At 60.7% G+C, this 13,919-nt stretch carries 17 protein-coding genes and 3 pseudogenes; 5 read left to right on the top strand and 15 right to left on the bottom strand.

What is annotated here, in order from left to right; genetic code table 11:
• Nucleotides 1–457 precede the first annotated feature (457 nt).
• Nucleotides 458–1,312: pseudogene (locus tag PZN02_RS27295) on the bottom strand (LysR family transcriptional regulator); the annotation flags it as partial.
• A 138-nt stretch (nucleotides 1,313–1,450) separates the two neighbouring features.
• On the opposite strand from PZN02_RS27295, the pseudogene PZN02_RS32300 reads away from it, so the two are divergent.
• Nucleotides 1,451–1,597, top strand: a pseudogene (locus tag PZN02_RS32300) (hydrolase); the annotation flags it as partial.
• Nucleotides 1,598–1,612: 15 nt separating this feature from the next.
• A complete protein-coding gene (locus tag PZN02_RS32295) occupies nucleotides 1,613–1,774 on the top strand; it encodes a helix-turn-helix domain-containing protein (RefSeq protein ID WP_425336367.1) in 162 nt (53 codons plus the stop codon).
• Between the two features lie 383 nt (nucleotides 1,775–2,157).
• On the opposite strand, the gene PZN02_RS27285 is transcribed toward PZN02_RS32295, so the two are convergent.
• Together PZN02_RS27285 and PZN02_RS27280 are read right to left on the bottom strand one after the other, a co-directional pair.
• Nucleotides 2,158–2,646, bottom strand: coding sequence for an SRPBCC family protein (locus PZN02_RS27285; protein WP_280663296.1), 489 nt, complete (start codon nucleotides 2,644–2,646; stop codon nucleotides 2,158–2,160).
• Entirely contained in the window at nucleotides 2,646–2,978 is a 333-nt protein-coding gene (locus PZN02_RS27280) for an ArsR/SmtB family transcription factor (RefSeq protein ID WP_280662070.1), read from the bottom strand. Before PZN02_RS27280 ends, PZN02_RS27285 begins: the two co-directional genes overlap by 1 nt.
• 132 nt (nucleotides 2,979–3,110) lie before the next feature.
• Here PZN02_RS27280 and PZN02_RS27275 point away from each other — a divergent pair, with 132 nt between their 5' ends.
• Complete coding sequence (locus PZN02_RS27275; RefSeq protein ID WP_280662069.1) at nucleotides 3,111–3,752, top strand: dihydrofolate reductase family protein; 642 nt, start codon at nucleotides 3,111–3,113, stop codon at nucleotides 3,750–3,752.
• 92 nt (nucleotides 3,753–3,844) lie between these two features.
• Here PZN02_RS27275 and PZN02_RS27270 read toward each other — a convergent pair whose 3' ends face one another.
• The gene (locus tag PZN02_RS27270) at nucleotides 3,845–4,063 is read right to left on the bottom strand and encodes a hypothetical protein (protein ID WP_280662068.1); all 219 of its coding nucleotides are present in this window, start codon (nucleotides 4,061–4,063) and stop codon (nucleotides 3,845–3,847) included.
• Between the two features lie 277 nt (nucleotides 4,064–4,340).
• The gene (locus PZN02_RS27265; RefSeq protein ID WP_280662067.1) at nucleotides 4,341–5,366 is read right to left on the bottom strand and encodes an IS110 family RNA-guided transposase; all 1,026 of its coding nucleotides are present in this window, start codon (nucleotides 5,364–5,366) and stop codon (nucleotides 4,341–4,343) included.
• Between the two features lie 196 nt (nucleotides 5,367–5,562).
• On the opposite strand from PZN02_RS27265, the pseudogene PZN02_RS27260 reads away from it, so the two are divergent.
• Nucleotides 5,563–6,598, top strand: a pseudogene (locus PZN02_RS27260) (IS110 family RNA-guided transposase).
• Between the two features lie 83 nt (nucleotides 6,599–6,681).
• On the opposite strand, the gene PZN02_RS27255 reads toward PZN02_RS27260, so the two are convergent.
• From PZN02_RS27255 to aztA, 10 genes are all read right to left on the bottom strand, one after another.
• Nucleotides 6,682–7,104: a type II toxin-antitoxin system VapC family toxin gene (locus PZN02_RS27255; protein WP_280662066.1), complete on the bottom strand. Its 423-nt coding sequence runs from the start codon at nucleotides 7,102–7,104 to the stop codon at nucleotides 6,682–6,684.
• Nucleotides 7,101–7,355, bottom strand: a complete 255-nt coding sequence (locus PZN02_RS27250; RefSeq protein WP_280662065.1) for a type II toxin-antitoxin system Phd/YefM family antitoxin — start codon at nucleotides 7,353–7,355, stop codon at nucleotides 7,101–7,103. Before PZN02_RS27250 ends, PZN02_RS27255 begins: the two co-directional genes overlap by 4 nt.
• A gap of 289 nt (nucleotides 7,356–7,644) precedes the next feature.
• Nucleotides 7,645–7,932: a hypothetical protein gene (locus tag PZN02_RS27245; protein ID WP_280662064.1), complete on the bottom strand. Its 288-nt coding sequence runs from the start codon at nucleotides 7,930–7,932 to the stop codon at nucleotides 7,645–7,647.
• Nucleotides 7,929–8,252 (bottom strand): sunset domain-containing protein, encoded by a 324-nt coding sequence (locus PZN02_RS27240; RefSeq protein WP_280662063.1) that lies wholly within the window; start codon nucleotides 8,250–8,252, stop codon nucleotides 7,929–7,931. Before PZN02_RS27240 ends, PZN02_RS27245 begins: the two co-directional genes overlap by 4 nt.
• Before the next feature lie 75 nt (nucleotides 8,253–8,327).
• On the bottom strand, nucleotides 8,328–8,537 hold the full coding sequence (locus PZN02_RS27235; protein ID WP_280662062.1) for a hypothetical protein: 210 nt from the start codon (nucleotides 8,535–8,537) through the stop codon (nucleotides 8,328–8,330).
• Between the two features lie 38 nt (nucleotides 8,538–8,575).
• Nucleotides 8,576–8,863, bottom strand: a complete 288-nt coding sequence (locus tag PZN02_RS27230; protein ID WP_280662061.1) for a hypothetical protein — start codon at nucleotides 8,861–8,863, stop codon at nucleotides 8,576–8,578.
• A complete protein-coding gene (locus PZN02_RS27225; RefSeq protein ID WP_280662060.1) occupies nucleotides 8,860–9,930 on the bottom strand; it encodes a CobW family GTP-binding protein in 1,071 nt (356 codons plus the stop codon). The genes PZN02_RS27230 and PZN02_RS27225 overlap by 4 nt, the downstream gene beginning before the upstream one ends.
• 139 nt (nucleotides 9,931–10,069) lie before the next feature.
• Nucleotides 10,070–11,077 carry a zinc ABC transporter substrate-binding protein AztC gene (gene aztC, locus PZN02_RS27220; protein ID WP_280662059.1) on the bottom strand — a complete coding sequence of 336 codons (1,008 nt, stop codon included), beginning with the start codon at nucleotides 11,075–11,077 and terminating at the stop codon, nucleotides 10,070–10,072.
• A 19-nt stretch (nucleotides 11,078–11,096) separates the two neighbouring features.
• Nucleotides 11,097–12,011: a zinc ABC transporter permease AztB gene (gene aztB / locus PZN02_RS27215; protein WP_425336317.1), complete on the bottom strand. Its 915-nt coding sequence runs from the start codon at nucleotides 12,009–12,011 to the stop codon at nucleotides 11,097–11,099.
• Nucleotides 11,956–12,762 (bottom strand): zinc ABC transporter ATP-binding protein AztA, encoded by an 807-nt coding sequence (aztA, locus tag PZN02_RS27210; RefSeq protein WP_280662057.1) that lies wholly within the window; start codon nucleotides 12,760–12,762, stop codon nucleotides 11,956–11,958. The genes aztB and aztA overlap by 56 nt, the downstream gene beginning before the upstream one ends.
• Nucleotides 12,763–12,882: 120 nt before the next feature.
• Between aztA and PZN02_RS27205 the strand changes: the two genes are divergently transcribed.
• Nucleotides 12,883–13,872, top strand: a complete 990-nt coding sequence (locus PZN02_RS27205) for a CobW family GTP-binding protein (RefSeq protein ID WP_280662056.1) — start codon at nucleotides 12,883–12,885, stop codon at nucleotides 13,870–13,872.
• The last annotated feature ends 47 nt before the right edge of the window (nucleotides 13,873–13,919 follow it).

Below are 13,919 nucleotides of genomic sequence, written 5' to 3'. Positions count from 1 at the left end.
CGCTTTGCATCCGTCATTCAGCGGCGGCGAAGCGGTAAGCGCCGTTCCTACGGTCCCAAGAAGACGAAATTGCTGGTCGCCGCGCCGCCGTCAAGGCAGCGTAGGGCGCTTCGGAGCGAGCAACGCTGGTACATCAAGTTCAAATGTCAGGTCACTTCCGACCTAGAGGCTGTCGCCGCATTCGAATTTTGGCTGGGAGCCTAAATTCCGGCAAACGAATGGGAAATGTACTCGCTACCGACTGGCAGCCGCGCATTCGACTGAGTGATCATAACGTTGAAATTGCCGTTGACCTCAACTTAGTTTGAGCGTCTGTCCAACTAGTCCTGCGATACATTAAGCTGTGTCGCAGTAAGTGGAACGCACCGGCGATGTCGTCGCGTTCAGCGGCCGAGTAGAGCGACCTTCGAACTCCTGCCTTTGGATTAGGCTTCGCGCTGATCGTGTTCAGCGGCGATCCCCAACGGTGTGGATTCAGTTCGAAGCTCTTGATCAGCATCTCGGTGAGAACCCGTACTTTCCGCGCGGGATGCTGACCAGGCGGGCCGATGACATACGCGCCTGCCGAAGGTGGTGGATAGCGTGTCATAATCGGAACGAGCGATCCGGAGGTCACATAGTCATACGTGATGCAATCGGGGAGCCAAGCGATGCCGAGCCCTGCCACTGCGGCGGCGGCAAGCGCTGTAGCGTTGTCGGCCTTGAACCTGCCCTGCGGCTGAACCGTGACGATCTTGTCGCCATCCATGAACTGCCAGGCTTCCGTCCCCTGCATGAGTGCCTGATGGGTGGCGAGCTCATCTGGCGTCTGAGCTGAACCGCGTTTTGATGTAACCCGGACTTGCGACGAGCTTTCCATAGATCGGTCCAATGCGCTTCGCGATCAGGTTTGAATCCTGATGGTATCCGACCCGGATCGCGCAGTCGAAACCCTCTGCGATGAGATCAACGAAGCGATCGCTGTAGGAGGTCTGGATCGGGAGCTGTGGGGGCAGATGCGCCATTTCCGCGAGCACGGGGGCGAAGTGGCAACTCTCAGGCGGCCGCGCAGATCACCGGTGGGGAGGATAGTTTCCCTGGCCGCGTCGATCTCGGCGCTGGCTCGGGCCGCATGATCCCTGAACGTGATCCCCGCTTCAGTAAGCGCGGCCCCGCGGGTCGTTCGCGCAAGAAGCTGAACGCCGAGTTCTGCTTCGATCCGGAAGAGTCGCCGACCGACGATTGACTTGGAGACGCCGAGCCGGCGCGCGGCGGCCGATACGCCCCCTGCATCGGCCACTGCGACGAATGTCTGTAGATCTTCGATGTCCAATTCGGCGTTCCTCTTTTTGCGACACAGCTCGCCTGACTATGGCACTACCCCATCACCTAAAGGAACGGCAAATTGCGTCCAGGCGACCTCGCCCGCTGGCGCATGTCTCCCGTGAACCCATTGAGAAAGGAAGTCTTGATGACCCATCGCAACGGCCTTGATTCGCTTCCTCGTCCCGAAGATTCGGTACTCGTTCTGATCGACCACCAGCCTTACCAACTCGCGAACCTGAATAGCCACGAGCCGCAGATGGTGGTCAATAATGCGACGGCTCTGGCGCCGGCCGACTACGTGGAAAGCATGAGGCTCGAGGCCGGTCGGCGACTGGCTGAGGACACCAGCATACCACTCAAGAAGATCGCCACTGATATCGGCTTCAACGACGATGTAGCCTTTCGGCGGTCCTTTGCTCGCAGGTTCGGCACGTCTCCGGCTGCTTATAGAAAAAGCTTCGGATCGTAGCGGATGCTAGTGAGTGTTCCGCCGGACAGTGGCTAAACTCCACTCGGAACGCGAGGAATCGACCCTTTGCGGCCAAAGGCGATAGAGGCGATGAACGGCTCGCTTGAGCCTTTTGGCGACAGTCGACTAGGGGCCCAGCGGGGGGCATTTCGTAGACGCAGCAACGTGCCAGGCCCTAAGCCGCCAATCGGCCGTTTCCGTATGGATGGCCGCTTCGTGCCTCATGCTGTCGTCCAGATCAAGATAGCGGGCACCCGAAAGCAGCCATCGTATGTGGTCCTCCTCCTTCGTCAAGCTCTGACCTGCGCGATCAAGCGCACGTCGATCGGCACGCCGCCTCGGCCATCGCCAGTCGGCGCGCGCGGCACCGAGCGGTCGAGCGCTCAGCTGTCCAGCCAGGCGGCGAGGCCGTCCAGCGTCTGCAGCCCGTATTCCACAGCGCCGAAGCTGATGACCGCCTGACGCCGCGCGCGACTGGGGTGGAGCTGACGCATGGTCAGCACCGTCTTGCCGACGGCCTGTTCATCGAACGTCACTACCATGTGGAAACGATCGGGATCGTCGGGGTCGGGCGTGCCATAGTCCATCACGATCCGCTCGTTTGGCGCGATCTCCACAAAGCGCATCAGGTTCTCGAAGCGCTGCTCCTGGCCCTCGAACATGCCCACCATGTCGAACCGCCAGACCCCGCCCTCGCGGATGTCGGCTTCGCGGGTCTCGATGCTGAGGCCCGCCGGCCCGTACCACTCGGCCAGCGCTTTGGGGTCCATCCAGGCGGCAAAGACCTTGTCGCGTGGGTGGTTGAACACCTTCACCAGAACGATTTCGCGATCGGGCGACCAGGTCTCAAACAGTTTTGCTGTATCCGTCATCATTTGTCGTCCGCATTGTCCAAATAGACTTCCAACCGATCCAGCCGCTCGGTCCAGCGCCGGCGTTCCGTTTCCATCCAGTCCGCCGCCTCTTCGAAGCGAGCCGGCACCAGCCGACACCAGCGACTGCGCCCGCGCTTCTCGCTTTCGATCAGTCCGCAATCCTCCAGCACTCTCAAATGCTGTGAAAATGAGGGGAGCGCCATATCGAAAGGCTCCGCCAAGGCGCTAACGGGCAATTCCCCCTCCACAAGTCGCGAAACCACAGCTCGGCGAGTCGGGTCGCTGAGAGCATGAAAGGCCAAGTCAAGCGGCGCTGAATGGTAAGGCATGTGGATTAGTAATTCGGTCCGCGATCCTCGTCAAGGATAAAAAGGTACTTGCCTTTGTATCGCCTTCGGAATACAAAGGTACATGCCTTAGTGTTTTATCCTGAGGTTCAACCACAACAAAGGAGGACTTCAGTGGCAATTCGTGTTGATCTTCTCATCTCACTCGATGGCTTCGCGACAGCGACGGACCAGACACCCGATAACCCATTCAGCGAGGACTGGTCGCGTCTCGTTGATGCTTATGTGGCTACAAAGACTTTTCAGGAGCGGGTTTTCAAGGACACCAGTGGCAAAGGCACGACTGGCATCGACAATAAGTATGCGAAGGATTATTTCGAGAATATCGGTGCGGAAATTATGGGTGCTGGCAAATTCGGCTTCCACGACCACCCCGATGACCCGAACTGGCGTGGCTGGTGGGGTGAAGAACCCCCGTTTCATTACCCGGTTTTCGTCCTCACCCATAATCCACGGCCTTCCATGAAAATGGCAGGTGGCACCATATTCCATTTTATCAACACCTCGATTGACGACGCGCTCCAACAAGCCACGGACGTTGCCGGGCAAGAAGATGTGCGGATCGGAGGTGGTCCGACCGTCGTTCGTGAATATCTCAAAGCTGGTCTGGTTGACCGTCTTCATGTGGCCGTTGCGCCGATCCTACTCGGACGAGGGATCAGGCTGTGGGATGACCTGCGCGGCCTTGAAAAAGACTACACCGTGAAGTCGGAAACGGCAGAAAGCGGCACCATCCACCTTACATTCCAACGCTAGCCAATGACGCAGCATAATCACGGACTGTCCGCAGGTGGTCAATGATGTCGGCTTCTCGAGCTACCGGTTAAGTGCTGATCGTCTGCTTTCAGCTAAATCCAACCATGCGGCCACACGGCATATAGCGACCGTTCTCCACCCTCCATGTCGGTCTTGCCGCAATAGTAAACAGAAATTGAGAAGCCGCAGCCAACGGCAGGAAAGTCCGCTTTCTTCGCGTTCAGATCGACGGTGGCGATGAGAACTTTCCACCCACCTGAGACGATCGATGGCAGGCGCTTGCGCTCACCGACTTGGGAGTCGACGTGCATCTGTCGCCTTGAGATCCCCATCAGGGGTGATGGGGATGTCTAATCGCTGCGTTGCGGTCAATAGCCTATTCATCGCTAAGACGACGCTGCCGGTGCATGGTTGTCTTCGCGGTCGACAGCAGTCGCCGCATGATGGAGCTTCGCGGGAAGAGCCTTCAATGTGGACGACGACGCACTCTGCTGGATCAGCGGTGCAACCCCATCAGCGGAATGGCTCGGCCCACGTCCCGGCAGGGACGTTTCAGGCGTTGAGATGCTGTAGGCTATTCGTAAGATCTCACGCTGCGGCTCCTACATTTGGATCAAAGAACTCGCCTGCCTTAAGCATGGCATGCATGATCACCGCCAATTTCCGCGCCAAAGCGACGGCGGCCCGTTTGAAGCCAATCCTGTCCCGGAGCCGGAGGCCCCACGTGCGCAGGCTGCTGCCGGCTGAGCTGCGCGTCAGAATGACTGACGCCGCCTCGTAGAGCAGGCTCCGCAAATGGCCGTCGCCCCGCCGGGATATATGGCCGTCATAGTCGACTTCCCCGGATTGGTAGCGCCGGGTGGTCAGGCCGACCCAAGCGCCAACGGACCGGGACTTCCTGAAGTTGTCGGGGTCCTCAATAGCTGTGGTGAAGGAGGTTGCGGTGATCGCTCCGACACCCGGAATCGACATGAGGATACGGCAGGCCTGGCTCTGGCGCGCCTCTCGGACGAGCTGGCGGCCAAGTTCGGCGGCGCGGATGCGAATACCGCGCCAGGCTTCCAGCATCGGCAGCACGATCGATGCAAGCCCATCCTGATCAACAAGAAGGCGTCGGACGTTCTTCTCGAAGGTGCTTCCCTTTCCGGCCGGAACGACGAGACCGAAGGTCTTCATGATGCCGCGGATCTGGTTGGAAAGCTCGGTGGTGATCCGAACCAGCCGGGTTCGCGTCGCGACCAGCGTGCGGGTCAACATGCTGTCGAATCCTTTCACCCGCACCTCCCGAAAGAACCCGACCTCCGCGAGATGCGCCAAACCATCGGCGTCGTTCGCGTCGGTTTTGTTCGGCGCCATATCGAGCGCAGCTTTGGCATGGCGGGCATCGATGCAAATCGCCGGCACTCCCTCCGCACAGAGCGCGTGATAGAACCACACGGACAGGGGGCCGGTCTCGAACACCACGCGTCTCACCGCCGGTGCCCGCTTGCGGATGAGCTCGGCAATGAGCTTGGGATCCGAGGCGCACTTCCCGCGCCAGATACGTTTGCCGTCGCGGCGGATCGACACCGCCGTCTCTTTCATCGACACGTCGAGACCGATATATTCTTCCATGGCTGTTCTCCATTCGATGCTTGGGCCCGGCGTCCAGTCGTGAGCCCGTATTTCCATCCTATCGGGGAACAGCCACCCTCCAAGGCTATGATTGATTTTCAGGGCGACGCGCTCCCGCGATTACCCCATGTGGACGCCCCCCGACGGCATCGCTGTGCCAGAATGGCGGTGTTGCAACCATTGGAGGGAGGCGTCCGTGCCCGAGGTTACCACGATCGGTCTGGATATCGCGAAGAATGTTTTCCATGCACACGGTGCAGACGAGCGCGGCCGCGCGCTTTTCAGCAAGAAGCTCAGCCGGGGAAAGGTGTTGGAGTTTTTTGCTGCCCAGCCTGCCTGCACCGTCGCCCTGGAAGCTTGCGGCGGTGCCCATCACTGGGGTCGCGAGCTGATGGACATGGGCCATACGGTCCGATTGATCCCGCCGGCCCACGTGAAGCCCTTCGTGAAGCGAAACAAGAACGATGCCGTCGATGCTGAGGCGATCTGCGAGGCGGCGCGGCGCCCAAACATGCGGTTCGTCGCCGTGAAGAGCGAGGAACAGCAAGCAGCGGATGCTGGGTGTTCCGGACTCGCGATCTTCTGGTTCGCCAGCGCACCCAACTGATCAACGCGATCCGCGGCCACCTGACGGAATATGGCTGGGTCGCGCCCAAGGGACCGTCCTATGTGGGGATGCTGGCCGACCTGCTCGATGAGGAGGAGATGGGCTCCTCGTTGCCGCCAGCCGCCCTTGCGATGATCAGGCTAATGTTGGACCTCCTGGCCGACCTGGACGGCAGGATCGCCGAACTCGACGGCGATCGCGCGGCGCGCCCGCGAGGACGCGGTGTCGCGGCGGTTGATGACGATTCCCGGCGTGGGCCCGATCACTGCAACTGCAATCGCGGCCCTCGCTCCGCCGGTCGAGACCTTCGCAAAGGGGCGCGACTTCGCCGCTTGGCTCGGGCTTGCCCCGCTGCAGAAGTCGACGGGCGGCAAGCACAAGCTCGGCGCGATCTCAAAAATGGGCGACCGCACGCTCAGGCGTCTGCTCATCATCGGCGGCATGGCGGTGATAAAACAGGCGGCAAGGCGCGGCGCACCGAAGGTGCTCTTGGCTGGAACAGATGCTGGCGCGCAAACCGCGGATGCTGGTGGCGGTCGCGCTCGCCAACAAGATGGCGCGGATCGTTTGGGCGCTTCTCATGAAGCAGGAGAGTTACAAGGCTCCGGCCGCGGTCACGGCGTAAGCCGGACGGGCCTGAGGCCGTCGGAGACGTGGCGGCCCTGCAAACGAGGTCGCCCGAAGGCACCCGAGTGGAAGTGATGCGGGTCAGCCTTGCCAAGGATCAACAACAACGACGCCAGTGCCCTCGAAGTCTCTAATGTTTCGCGTCACGACGATCATATCGTGGACGAGAGCGGTCGCCGCAATCAGCGCGTCGGCCTCGTTGCGCCGGTCGGGGATGTGCAGGTGCGCGCAACGTGTCGCAACCGCATCGTCAACCGGCAGGATACGGCCGGTGAATTCCGGGCGCACATGACTGTCAAGCCAAGAACGCAGCCGAGCGCCTTGTGCGGCGTCCCGGCGCTGCACCCCGAGTACGCCGCGCTCCAGTTCAAGAATCGTGATCGCTGAAAGGAAGAAGCGCGTCGCATCTTCCGCTCCGACCCACGCTGCCACGTTGCTGTCGGCCTTGCCGTCGCCGACCTTGCGCAGTTCAGAAACGACGTTCGTATCCAGTAGATATCTCAAGACAAGTCCACTTCGCGCGGCCGGATTTCAACGCGGTGCGGCTCGAAATCGATCGCCGAGAGGCCAGGCATGGCGAGAGCTTCGACAAGACTGCGGTGCTTGCCCGTCAAGCGCTCAAATTCGTCATAGGTCATTAGGACATGGGAAGGCTTGCCGCGGTCCGTGATGATGACCGGACCGCCTTTTGCCGCCTTCTTAGCGCTACTCACGTCATGGTTCAGCTCTCGGCTTGAAAGGGTCGTGATGCCCATTGCCACCTCCGTGTAGGTAATTACCTACATATAGCATCAAAGGAAAAAATAACAAGTCAACGGGACCCGAGCGGGTGCACCAGCTCCAATGGAGGTATCCGCCGCATACGACTTGAAGAGCACGGAAGTGATCTGAGCGCTAAGCGCGCTTTGCGCTTTCACGTCAGCGCCGTAGTTCGCTTCGACCGTTCACCGTAGCGTAGCGACCGTTCGCGAGGCCTGATCTCCTTGCGCTTGCAGGACGCTCGATTTGGAATCGGACGGCGCCCGGCTCTGCAGGGCGCGGCGCTCACCACCTGTTGGAATCGCGAGCTCGCTCGTCTACGGCACGATGCATCGCCTCTTCTCGGCCACACTCATGCTTTTCCATGTAGTAGCGGATCAGAGACTGCCGTCGACCTTCATCCATGATGGAAAAGACGTTCCCGAATTGTCGCTCGGTTACCGATTTGTCCTTGGATGGTCTACCGCGCCCAACGAGCTGTGCCAGCGCAACATACGCCAGCAGTCCGACAAAAATTCCAACCAACAGCGCGAGAACTGTTTCCTCATTGAGGAAATCTCCAGCGCCGGTCATCTGTACGCCTTCCGCCAACCTGCGGCCCACGCCTCTTCCTCGGAGCAGAACCAGCGCTCCCCATATTCCGGTCGTATCCGGGTCTGCGAGTAATATTTCTGGCCTGGCACATGAAATATCCGCTCGCCTGAATCGATGCTGACGTTGCCCTTGACGTTGCAGGAGGCCCCGATGCTGCCCAGACTATCCCACTTGGCAATCAGGTCGGTTGCGGTCATGCCGCCGGCCGCACCCACCGCGACGGCCGCAATCACTAGCCCAGGCGCCGTGCGGAGCACCGAACGCTGCTGTGGACTCCTATCCCTTTGACGATAGCTCATGCCCCTTCCCCGGCGAATTCGCGCGAAGATGGTAATTCAAGGCATGAATTAGCAAAAGCTGCACAAATGGATTAGTCACCGCCAACGTGGCCCCGCGGCGCGGCTACGAACGCTGGCTGTCGTTTCGGCGACCTGCAGCCGGCTGAAGACATAGCCGGTCTGCGCAGGCTCGATACCGGTGATCTCCCATGGACCGGCCACTTTGAGGGCCTCGGCGTAGGCGCAGCCGAACGGCATGGACGCTCCGAGCGCCAGCGTGAGGAAAAGCGCCTTCATGATGCGCATCGTGTTCTCCTTGTCTGATTGAATATTCTGTCCAATTGTCACTTCGACCCCGCTTCGGAGGCCGCAAAGGCATATTCGACGTCGTCCTTGGTGACCTCGGACATAGCCTTATGGATCGATACCTGCCTGGTCTCGCCCTGCTGCATCACCAGGATTGCGGTTTCCTTCGGGGGGCAGCCCGGCAAATGGCAGGAGAGCTCGTTCACCGACACGACGCCCTCATCGGTCAGGCTCAGCGCATTCCGGGTCCAGTCCTTGATCTGACGTGCCTTGCGGACCACACCGGGCATGCCGCGCGCCAGGGGATTGACAAAAGCGCCACTCATGCCGATCTCCGCGTCTTTCCGACCGAGCTTGGCACAAGCACCTCGAAGAGATCACGAATCGGCTTTTCCGGCATGTCCTGACCGATCAGGACGACGCGGCTGCGCCGATCGCCGTCCGGCCATGTTTCGAGACGCTGGAGGGGATAGAGCCGGTTCTGCACCGCATGGGCGATCAGCGGCCGCTCCGGATCGTCCGCAAGGGCGAACAGGCCCTTGAGCCGAAGAAGGCCCGAATCGATATTGCTGGTGACGATGTGCAGAAAGGTCTCGACCGACTGCGGCTGGAGCGGCACGTCATGCGTAAGACTGAAAGCCTCGATCTCGTCGCCATGGCGGTTCAGATCGCGCGCATGATCCGGATGCTGGCCGATCCTCTCCATTGCCAGCCAGCCCGACACGTCCTCGGCCTTGCCGGATATGGAATAGGCGCCCTCGCCGAACAGGGCATGGAGATCGAAGCCTGCCCCGTGCCGATCGTGAAATCGGGCCGCAGGGTTGAGTGCTTTGAGCTCCGCAGCCCAATCATGCGAGCCATCTGCAAGATCGGCCTTCGTGACAACCACGTGATCGGCGAAGGCAAGCTGCTTCCAGCCTTCAAGGAAGCCGTCGAGCGTGGCGCGACCGTTCAAGACGTCGAAGGCGGTAACAACGCCGGCGAGACGAAAATGACGTGCGACGACATGGTCGCGCAGGCCCATGGCTGGCGCGCCGCCTGGAATGAGACTGTTAATGATCGGCGCGGGGTCGGCGAGGCCGGTGGTCTCTATGGCCACGCGCGACACCGGAGGAACCTCGCCTCGCATGCGCGCCTCGTGCAGTTCGTAGAGGGAGATGCGGATATCGCTGGTCGCCGTGCAGCAGATGCAGCCCGTCGTCGTCTGGAAATAGGCTTCGGATCCGGTGCGCACGAGGCTGTGATCGATCGCGACCGTGCCGAATTCGTTGACGATGGCCGCAGTGCCCACCATCCGGGGGTCGGCGAGCACATCGTTGAGAAGCGTCGTCTTTCCGGAACCGAGAAAGCCTGTCAGCAGCGTAACAGGCACGGGATCATACAATCCTCTCATGTCATTCTCCGGGGCGCTTCGCATCGCCTGGCGCCGTTTGAACAGACCACCGATCATGTTCCGATCACACCCGCTTTCGCTTTCATGGAATGAGGCAAGCAGGCCTGCCTGCCCGGTGCTCCTCGGGCAGGCGCCGCAATCAGCTGCCGAGAATGGCCGACTTAATCGTCTCCACATTGCTGCGGAACATGTCTAGGTATGTGGATGCTGGACCGTCCGGGCCGGAGAGCGCGTCGGAATAAAGCGTGCCGCCGACTGTAAGCCCGGTCTCGCTGGCAATTTGCTCGACGAGCCGTGGGTTGGTGATGTTCTCGACGAAGATTGCCGATGCCTTGTCTTCCTTCACCTGGTCGACGAGCTTGGCGACATCGGCCGCGGAGGCTTCCGCTTCCGTGGAAACGCCTTCCGGCGCAATAAACTTAAGGCCGTAATCACGCTCGAAATAGCCAAAGGCGTCATGCGAGGTGATGATGGTGCGCTTACCTTCTGGAATGGTGGCGATCACCGCCTTCATTTCGGTCTCCAGCTCGCCGAGTTTTGCCACATAGGCTTCGGAATTGGCCGTGTAGGTGGCGCAGCCAGCCGCGTCCGCCACGCAGAAGGCATCGGCGATGTTCTTCACATAGATTTGGGCATTGTGGATCGACTGCCAGGCATGCGGATCGAACTCGCCGTGATGATCGTGTCCTTCGTGGCCATGATCGTGACCGGTTTCGGCTTTCTCCTCAGCATCGTGATCGTGGTCGTGACCCGCCTCGACCTTTTCTTCACCTTCGTGGTGATGGTGCTCTTCTTCCGCCGACTTCAGCGGCTCGATGCCCTTGCTCACCTCGACGACCGGCGCCTTGGCACCGCTCGTCTCGATCAGGCGCGACATGAAGCCTTCAAATTGCAATCCATTGACGAGAACGACACTCGCCTGCTCAAGGGCCGCGACGTCGGCGGGACGCGGTTCATAGACATGCGCATCACCATCGGCCGGAACCAGCGTCGAGATATCAACCCGGTCGCCACCGACGTTTCTGGCGAAATCGGCGATGATCGAAAAACTGGCGACGACCTTCAACTCGGCGGCCGATGCGGTGGAGGCAAACCCGCCCAGCGTGATGAGGCTGGCATAGGTTGCAAAACGCAAGGTCCTGAACATGGGAATCTCCTTCTGTTGATCAGGCGGTCTTATGGCGGCGAGAGGGAAGCGCGCTGGCGAGCATGCCCCTTCGGCCGAAAAGCGCGGAAAGGATGTAGGCGACGCCGGCGACCATGATGATCGCCGGGCCGGACGGCATGGATGCGTGATAGGAGAGCAGGAGGCCGCATAGCGACGAGACGACGGCAATAGCGATGGCGATCAGGCAGAGTCCGCGCACGTCGTTCGACCAGAAGCGGGCGGCGACCGCAGGAAGCATCATCAGACCGACCGAAAGCAGCGTACCCAACGCCTGGAACCCGCCGACCAGATTGAGCACGACCAGCACGAGGAACAGCAGATGCACTGGGCCGCCCATCCGGCTGACCGAACGCAGGAACAGAGGATCAAGGCACTCGGCCACCAGCGCTCGCCAGAAGACGATGAGGGCGACGAAGGTAAGGACGGCAATGCCGACGATGAGGCCCAGTGCCTCGTTGTTGAGGGCAAGCACGGAACCGAACAGCACGTGCATCAGATCGACGCTGGAACCGCGCCAGGACACGAGCAGCACCCCGACCGCGAGCGAGATCAAGTAGAAGGCCGCCATCGATGCGTCTTCCTTCTGCACCGTGAAGCGGGACACGAAGCCTGAACCGAGCGCGACCAGCAGGCCGACAAGAAGCCCGCCGATCGTCATCGGCAGGATATCGAGCCCGAAAAGCAGGAAGCCGAGCGCAGCACCAGGCAGGATCGCATGCGACATCGCATCGCCCGTCAGGCTCATGCGTCTCAGCATCAGGAACACGCCGACCGGGGCGCAACTCACCGAGAGCACGATCGAACCGAAGAGCGCCCGCTGCATGAAACCGTATTGCAGGAAGGGAGAGATCAGCCAGTCAAACACGCGCGACGGTCCTTTGCGTTTCCCCGTCGTGACCGCCCCCGCGGCCATGGGTGTGATGCAGCGCGACCGGAGATTCTGCGCACCAGCCGGCGGTCTCGTCCCAGGCCTCCTGGAAATTGCGGGCGCGCAAAAGTTTGTCCGGCGTCAGGATCTCCGGCGTCGGCCCCCACCCGACCAGCTTGCGGGCGATCAGCAGCGTCTGCGGAAAATGCGCGCGTACGAGGACATGGTCGTGAAGGACGCAGAGGACCGTCCGGCCTTCGGCGGCCCACTGCCTCACCAGGAGAACAAGATCGCGGATCGTCCGCTCGTCCACCGCAGTGAACGGCTCGTCCAGCAGGATCAGATCCGCATCCTGCAGCATGGTACGGGCGAAGAGGGCCCGCTGCATCTGTCCGCCGGAGAGACTGTCGAGGGAGCGCTTCTCGAAACCCGAGAGCCCAACGGCTTCGAGACACGCCGCGAGTTTCGCCTTGTCGTCTTCCGTGACTCGGCCGAGCAGGCCCCTGTCCTGCAGGAAACCTAACGCTACCAGGTCGACCACCCGCGCCGGAAAGCTACGGTCCAGTTCGGATTGCTGCGGAAGATAGGCGAGCCGCTTGAACTTCGATGCACAGCCGCCGCTGATCGGCTTCAGGATGCCGGCGATTCCCTTCATCAGCGTCGACTTGCCCGAACCGTTGGCACCCACGATCGCCGTCAGCGAACCGCACTCGACAGTGCCGGTAAGGTGATGGACTGCCGCGTGGCCCTGATAGCCGAGCGTCAGATTTTGGAATTCCAGGCAGATGTCGCTCATCGCGTCCTCGGGGATTGACAGCGACTGCATAGGTAATGTTATTACGTTCGTCAAACGAAATGTTACGTAATAACATAATCTATCGTTGCCCCCCGGGCGCGTCACTCCAGGAGATCAATCATGTCGAAGCAGAGCGAACCGACACCCGTGACAGTGCTGACCGGCTACCTTGGCGCCGGTAAAACCACGCTTCTCAACCGCATCCTGACGGAGCCGCACGGCAAGAAGTTCGCGGTGATCGTCAACGAGTTCGGCGAGGTCGGCATCGACAACGATCTCATCGTCGAATCCGACGAGGACGTATTCGAGATGAACAACGGCTGCATCTGCTGCACCGTGCGCGGCGATCTCATCCGTATCATCGAAGGGCTGATGCGCCGCCGCGACCGCTTCGACGGCATCCTGATCGAAACGACCGGCCTTGCCGACCCGGCGCCGGTGGCGCAGACCTTCTTCGTCGATGAAGACGTCCGCTCGAAGACCCGGCTCGATTCGATCATCACCGTCGTGGATGCCAAGCATCTTCTGGGGGAAATCGACCAGGCTCATGAGGCGCAGGAGCAACTGGCGTTTGCCGACACGATCATCCTCAACAAGACCGATCTGGTGAATGAGGACGAACGCGCGGCTGTGGAAGAGCGCATCCGCCGGATCAATCCGACCGCGAGCATCCTGACATCAGAGCGCTGCAACGTGGATATCGCCACCCTCCTGGATCGAAAGGCGTTCGGCCTCGACCGGATCCTCGAGGTCGAGCCCGATTTTCTGGACGAGGAACATGACCATGAGCACGACGATCACGTGACGAGCTTCTCGCTCGTCGAGCGTGAGCCCATGGATCCGGGCAAGTTCCTGAACTGGCTGCAGATGACCGTGCAGGCGTTCGGCATCGATATGTTGCGAATGAAGGGGATTATCGCCTTTGCCGGCGATGATGATCGCTTTGTCGTCCAAGCCGTCCACATGCTGCTGGAAGGCGATCACCAACGGCCGTGGAAGGACAGTGAGGAACGTGTCACACGCCTTGTCTTCATCGGCCGAAACCTCCCGAGGGACATCATCAGCGACGGCTTTGCGAAATGCCGAGCGGTGCGGCAGGCGGCCGAATGATCGCTCCATATCGCTGAGAAAGAACGTTTCAAAACGAAGGAAGGAAC

It is taken from the genome of Sinorhizobium garamanticum (assembly GCF_029892065.1).
In the GTDB taxonomy this organism is placed as follows: domain Bacteria; phylum Pseudomonadota; class Alphaproteobacteria; order Rhizobiales; family Rhizobiaceae; genus Sinorhizobium; species Sinorhizobium garamanticum.
This window is presented reverse-complemented; position numbering and strand designations above follow the sequence as displayed.